Genomic DNA, 6,067 nt, shown 5'->3' with positions numbered 1-6,067 from the left:
CGGCTGTTCCCGCTGTTCCGGGCGGGGCTCGGGGGGCGGCTGGGCGACGGGCGGCAGTACTGGTCGTACATCGCGCTGCACGACGAGGTCGCCGCGCTCCGGCATCTCCTGGACCGCGCCGACCTGTCCGGACCGTTCAATCTGACGGCTCCGCAGCCGCTGACGAACCGTGAGATCACCGCGGCCATGGGGCGGGTGCTGCACCGGCCGGCCGTGTGCGCGGTGCCCGCTCCGGTGCTGCGGGCGGTGCTCGGGGAGATGGCCGGGGACGTGCTGGGCAGCCAGCGGGTGGTGCCGAGGCGGTTGCTGGAGTCGGGGTTCCGGTTCGCGTTCCCGGGTATCGACGAGGCGATCCGCGCGGCGGGGTGAGCGCCCCGGAATGAGCCGGCAGACAACACCGGCGAACGAAAGTGACCGTATGCGACCTCCATGCGACCGTGCCCTGTTGATGCGCGACTGTTACTGACCGATCACGGCCCTACCCTCGACCCGAACTCGGGTATCCGCGGCGCCAGTTGGGGGCATCACGTCTCCACCGGCCGCGCAACCACAGGAGGGGCCTCGTGCTTGAGCCCGCGTACCAGGTGGACGTCGTCATCGTGGGAGCCGGAATCGCCGGCCTCTCAGCGGCTCATCGGCTGACCAGTGCAGGAATCACCACCGCGGTCCTGGAGGCCGCCCCGTACGTCGGGGGACGGATGTCGACCGAGAAGGTCGACGGCTTCCGGCTCGACCGCATCGGGCAGCTGCTGTCCACGTCCTACCCCGAACTCCGCCTGACCCCGGGCCTGGGCGCCCTGACCCTGCGCCGGTTCGCGCCGGGCGTCCTGCTGCACCGCGACGGCCGCACCCAGCGCGCGGGCGCGCCGGCGGCCGGAGGGAGCGCACGGGGCGCACGGGGCGCGCTCCATGTGGTGCGCGCCCTCGCCGGCGCCCCCAGGGGGACGGCGGTCACGCCCGGCGCTCCGGTGGGCGGCGCGGTGGACCAGGCCCGGCTGGGCACCGCGCTCGGCCGGATCGCGGCGACCCCCGTCGAGCGGATCCTCGCCCGCCCCGAGATGCCGGCCGCCCAGGCGCTCGCCCAGCGCGGGGTGCCGGCCCGCACGGTCGACGGCTTCCTGCGCCCGCTGCTCGCCACGCTGCTGTGCGACCCCGGGCTGACCACCTCCAGCAGGTGCGCCGACCTGGCGCTGCGCGCCTTCGCGAGCGGCCGGCTGTGCGTGCCGGAGGGCGGCGCGGAGGTACTGCCGGAGCTGCTGGCCCGCACGCTGCCGCCGGGCACCGTGCACACCGGGGTGCGGGTCACCTCGGTGTCCACGACCTCGGTGACGACCGCCGAGCACGGGGAGCTGCGCTGCCGGGCGGTGCTGCTGGCGACGGACGCGCGCGCCGCGGCCGAACTGCTGCCGGGGCTCAGGGTGCCGGACTTCCACCCGGTGACGGTCGTCCACCACACCACGGACGACCCGGCGGCGGCCTTCGCGACGGGTACCTCGCTGCTGCTGGACGCCGACCGGGGCGGGCCGGTGGCGCACACGGCGGTGCTCAGCAACGTGGACCCGAGCCGGGCGCCGGGCGGCCGGGTGCTGATCTCGTCGACGGTGCTGGGCCCGCCGCCCGAGGGCGTCGACACGGCCGTCCGCATCCACCTCGCCCGCCTCTACGGCACCTCCACGCGCCGCTGGGAGACGCTGGCCGTGCACCACACCCCGGAGGCGGTCCCCGCCATGCGCCCCCCGCACGACCTGCGCCGCCCGGTACGGCTCCTGGCCGGCCTGTACGTCTGCGGCGACCACCGCGACACCAGCACCGTCCAGGGCGCCCTGCACTCCGCCCACCGGGCCGCGGCGGCCATCCTGGCGGACCTGGGCGCAGGCGCTTCGGCGCACAGCGCGGACCCGGTCCCCACGCTGCCGAGGGCCGCGTGAGCGCCCCGAAAGGGGCGCGGGGAACTGCGCGATCAACCACAACGGCGCGGTACCCGGCGGACGACCGTCACCGACAACGGCGCTACCCCAAAGCCGCCACCCTCTCCCGATAGCTCCGGACCGGCGCCGCGTCCCGGTAGGGCTCCAGGCGGCGTTCGAACTCCTTCACGTACTCCACCGCGCGAGCGGACCGCATCTCCGCGGCCTGCCCCGCGGCCTCCGCCGCCAGCGCGCACGCCTGGTCGAGTTCGCCGAGGCCGAGCCGGGCGGTGGCGAGGACGACCCGGCAGAACAGCCGGCTGCGGGCATAGGTCGGCGCCCGCAGCTGGAGCGAGCGCTCGGCGTGCTGCGCGGCGGCCCGGTACTGCTGCAGATCCCGGTGGCAGTGCCCGAACTCGTCGGCGAGCTGCGCCTCGTCGAAGAACGCGGCCCAGTACGGCACCTCGTCCCCGGGCCGGGCCGCCTCCAGCGCGCGCTCGGCCCGCACCAGCGCCGCGGTGCACGCCCGCACCTCGCCGAGGACGGCGTGCGCCCGCGCCTCGGAGGCGTGCAGCAGCGCCTGGACGACCGGCACGGCACCCGTGCCGACGCCCTGCTGGGCGACCCGCGCCAGCTGCACCGCCTCCCTGCCGTGGCCGAGATAGACGGCCTGCCGGCTCATGGTGACCAGCACGTAGGAGCCGTAGGCCCGGTCTCCGGCCGCCTGGGCGAGCCGCAGGGCCTGCACGAAGTAGCGCTGGGCGAGCCCGTGCGCGGCGATGTCGTACGAGGTCCAGCCCGCGAGCCGGGTCAGGTCGGCGGCGGCGCCGAACAGCCGGCGGCCGGTCTGCTCGTCGTAGGAGCCGCGCAGCATCGGCTCGCACTCGTGCTCCAGGTAGCGCACCAGCGCCTGCCGGGCGTGGCCGCCGCCGAAGCGGTCGTCGAGGGTGCGGAACAGCTCGCCGACCGAGCGCAGCGCGGCGATGTCCCCGCCGCTGACCTTGTGCCCGGGGGCGCGCTCGGCCTGGCCGCGCATCCGCGGCGGCACCAGCGGCTGGGGTTTGGCCGCGCCGGGCCGGCCCTGCGGCGGCACCCGGGGTGCCGGTTCCCGGGCCACCCGGTCGTCGGCCTTGCCGATCAGCCAGTCCCGGCTGGGCACCACGAGCCCCGCCGGGGTGAAGGCGATCTTGCGCAGCTCGGCGTGGCTGCCGGAGTCCTTGCGCCACAGCCCGCTGACGATGTCGACGGCCTCCTCCGGGGTGGCCGCGAACTCCAGCCCGGCGTAGACCGGCGCGCAGGCGTCCAGGCCGAGGTCCTGCGCGGTGAGCCGGCGCCCCAGCCGGCGGGTGAACACCTCGGCGATGAGGGCCGGGGTCGTGCCGCGCGGCTGCTGTCCGCGCAGCCAGCGGGTGACCGATGTCTTGTCGTATCTGAGATCCAGCCCGTGCTCCAGCCCGAGCTGGTCGACACGACGGGCCAGACCCGCGTTGGAGAACCCCGCTTCTGCGATGAGCGCGGCGAGCTGGCGGTTGGGGGTGCGCTGCGCGGGTCGGTCCGTCATCTGCGGTGCGGTCTCCTGCCTTCCGGGCCTGTCGAAGTGCCCGGATTGCCTTTGAGCAGCCCTTATGGCCTCACGAACGGCGCGAATGTAGCGGAGAGTGAGCAGTCGGTAGCACATTCCGCCCGGCATTCATCCGATCGTGTGAGGAACGCCCGCAGGGCTGACGTACGCCGGTCGGACGTACAGTGGCGTGGGCGCGATACATGCCTGACACACCCAGTCGCCGAGGGAGGCGCTTGCCGTGAGTGAGTTGCGGTTCGTCCGCATGGGATTCGGTGCGGATGCCGTCGATTACCAGCAGGCCTGGGACGAGCAGCGCCGGGTGCACGCGGCCCGGTTCGCCGACGAGGTCCCCGACACCGTGCTCCTGCTGGAGCACCCCCCGGTGTACACGGCGGGCCGGCGCACCGAGGACAGCGAGCGCCCGCTGGACGGCACCCCGGTCATCGACGTGGACCGCGGCGGCAAGATCACCTGGCACGGCCCGGGCCAGCTGGTGGGCTACCCGATCCAGAAGCTGCCCCGCCCGGTGGACGTGGTCGCGCACGTGCGGCGGCTGGAGGAGGCGATCATCCGCTCCTGCGCCGACTTCGGCCTGGAGACCACCCGGGTGGAGGGCCGCAGCGGCGTGTGGGTGCTCGGCGACCCGGTCGAGCAGCGGCCCGCGCTCGGAGGGCTCTCGCTGGACTTCGACCCGCGGCTGCACGACGAGGAGTTCGACCCCCGGCTGAACGGGCCGGAGTACGCCCCCTCCAACGCGGGCCAGCGGCGCGAGGACCGCAAGATCGCCGCGATCGGCATCCGGGTCGCCAAGGGCGTCACGATGCACGGCTTCTCCTTCAACGTGAACCCGGACAACGCCTGGTTCGACCGGATCATCCCGTGCGGCATCCGCGACGCGGGGGTCACCTCGCTCGCGAACGAGCTGGGCCGGGACATCACGATCGAGGAGGTGCTGCCGGTGGTCGAGAAGCACCTGCGGGACATCCTGGAGAACGCCGACCTGAAGCCGCGGGTGATCGAGAAGGCGTCCGCCTGATCCTCCGTTCGGGGAATGCGCCCTGCGACAGCGGGGTTGGCCTGAGCGGCAGGGCGCACACAGCACGGGCGTACCCTGGTGTACGCCGAAGAATCGAAGTCACAGGGAGCCGGTCGTGTCCGCAGTCGCACCCGACGGACGCAAGATGCTGCGCCTGGAGGTCCGCAACAGCCAGACCCCCATCGAGCGCAAGCCCGAGTGGATCAAGACCCGGGCGAAAATGGGCCCCGAATACACGAAGATGCAGAACCTCGTGAAGAGCGAGGGGCTGCACACGGTGTGCCAGGAAGCCGGCTGTCCGAACATCTACGAGTGCTGGGAGGACCGCGAGGCGACCTTCCTCATCGGCGGCGACCAGTGCACCCGGCGCTGTGACTTCTGCCAGATCGACACCGGCAAGCCCGAGGCGCTCGACCGCGACGAGCCGCGCCGCGTGGGCGAGTCCGTGGTCACCATGGACCTGAACTACGCCACCATCACCGGCGTCGCCCGCGACGACCTGGCGGACGGCGGCGCCTGGCTGTACGCCGAGACCGTGCGCCAGATCCACCAGCAGACGGCGGACCGCGAGGGCGGCCGGACCAAGGTGGAGCTGCTGGCCCCCGACTTCAACGCGGTCCCCGAGCAGCTGGCGGAGGTCTTCGCCTCGCGCCCCGAGGTGTTCGCGCACAACGTCGAGACGGTCCCCCGGATCTTCAAGCGGATCCGCCCCGGCTTCCGCTACGAGCGCTCCCTGAAGGTCATCACCGAGGCCCGTGACTACGGCCTGGTCACCAAGTCGAACCTGATCCTCGGCATGGGCGAGACCCGCGAGGAGGTCAGCGAGGCGCTGCGGCAGCTGCACGACGCGGGCTGCGAGCTGGTCACCATCACCCAGTACCTGCGCCCCTCCGTCCGGCACCACCCGGTGGAACGCTGGGTGAAGCCGCAGGAGTTCGTGGAGCTGAAGGAGGAGGCCGAGCAGATCGGCTTCTCCGGCGTGATGTCCGGCCCGCTGGTGCGCTCCTCCTACCGCGCCGGGCGCCTTTACCAGATGGCGGTCGAGAAGCGTGGTACGTACATCGCCGCCCAGGCGGTGTGAGCCGAGCGTGTGAAGTCGCGCACAAGCGGCTACCGGCCAGTAATGGCCGAGTCGACGCGGTCCCTGCCGTCCTCGCTGATGAGGGCGGTGCCGGGGCCGCGTCGGCGTTCCGGCTCGCTGCGTCAAGGCTTCATGGGCGTTTGACCGGCCGGTCACGCGCTGGTAACACCAATCAGTGACTCTGGTATCACACCCCGTATCACCACTGCCATGAGGGAGGACCTCGCTCATGCAGGCCGCACCCGTCCGCGCCACCGCCATCCCGTCCTTCACCGACGCCCTCCGTGCCGTCGAGTCCCTGCTCATGAGCGGCGGTCAGCGCACCGCCCGCCGCAACGCCTGGAACTCCGTCCTGGAGGACCGCCGCCGCGCCAAGGACCGGGTCGAGGCCCAGCGGGTCCTGGAGCAGGCCGCCACCCGCCCCTGACCCCGCCGCGCACCGCGCGCCCGCCCCGCCGGGCACTGCCGTCGTCCGCGCT

General features: G+C 73.3%; 6 protein-coding genes. 5 read left to right on the top strand and 1 reads right to left on the bottom strand.

The features are described 5' to 3' along the window. Together CCN44_RS08110 and CCN44_RS08105 are read left to right on the top strand one after the other, a co-directional pair. Positions 1-369, top strand: a 369-nt coding sequence (locus CCN44_RS08110; protein WP_143649648.1) for a DUF1731 domain-containing protein, incomplete at its 5' end; no start/stop codon positions are given. A gap of 194 nt (positions 370-563) precedes the next feature. Beyond that, positions 564-1,928, top strand: coding sequence for an NAD(P)/FAD-dependent oxidoreductase (locus tag CCN44_RS08105; RefSeq protein WP_059248931.1), 1,365 nt, complete (start codon positions 564-566; stop codon positions 1,926-1,928). An 82-nt stretch (positions 1,929-2,010) separates the two neighbouring features. Here CCN44_RS08105 and CCN44_RS08100 read toward each other — a convergent pair whose 3' ends face one another. After that, complete coding sequence (locus CCN44_RS08100) at positions 2,011-3,468, bottom strand: hypothetical protein (RefSeq protein WP_059248932.1); 1,458 nt, start codon at positions 3,466-3,468, stop codon at positions 2,011-2,013. Between the two features lie 241 nt (positions 3,469-3,709). On the opposite strand from CCN44_RS08100, the gene lipB reads away from it, so the two are divergent. The 3 genes from lipB (at position 3,710) to CCN44_RS08085 (ending at position 6,015) form a co-directional block, all read left to right on the top strand. Then, positions 3,710-4,507 carry a lipoyl(octanoyl) transferase LipB gene (lipB, locus tag CCN44_RS08095; RefSeq protein WP_059248933.1) on the top strand — a complete coding sequence of 266 codons (798 nt, stop codon included), beginning with the start codon at positions 3,710-3,712 and terminating at the stop codon, positions 4,505-4,507. A 115-nt stretch (positions 4,508-4,622) separates the two neighbouring features. Then, positions 4,623-5,588, top strand: a complete 966-nt coding sequence (gene lipA, locus CCN44_RS08090; RefSeq protein WP_059248934.1) for a lipoyl synthase — start codon at positions 4,623-4,625, stop codon at positions 5,586-5,588. Between the two features lie 229 nt (positions 5,589-5,817). Then, positions 5,818-6,015, top strand: a complete 198-nt coding sequence (locus CCN44_RS08085; RefSeq protein WP_059248935.1) for an SCO2195 family GlnR-regulated protein — start codon at positions 5,818-5,820, stop codon at positions 6,013-6,015. Positions 6,016-6,067 lie beyond the last annotated feature (52 nt).

The organism is Streptomyces tricolor (genome assembly GCF_002155905.1).
Lineage (GTDB): Bacteria > Actinomycetota > Actinomycetes > Streptomycetales > Streptomycetaceae > Streptomyces > Streptomyces tricolor.
Note: the sequence above shows the minus strand (reverse complement) of the source record. Positions and strands in the feature narration are given on the sequence as shown.

Excerpts from the sequence above, each read along its gene's own strand:
- CCN44_RS08085 (WP_059248935.1), top strand. The coding sequence starts at position 5,818 with ATGCAGGCCGCACCCGTCCGCGCCACCGCCATCCCGTCCTTCACCGAC.
- CCN44_RS08100 (WP_059248932.1), bottom strand. The coding sequence starts at position 3,468 with ATGACGGACCGACCCGCGCAGCGCACCCCCAACCGCCAGCTCGCCGCG.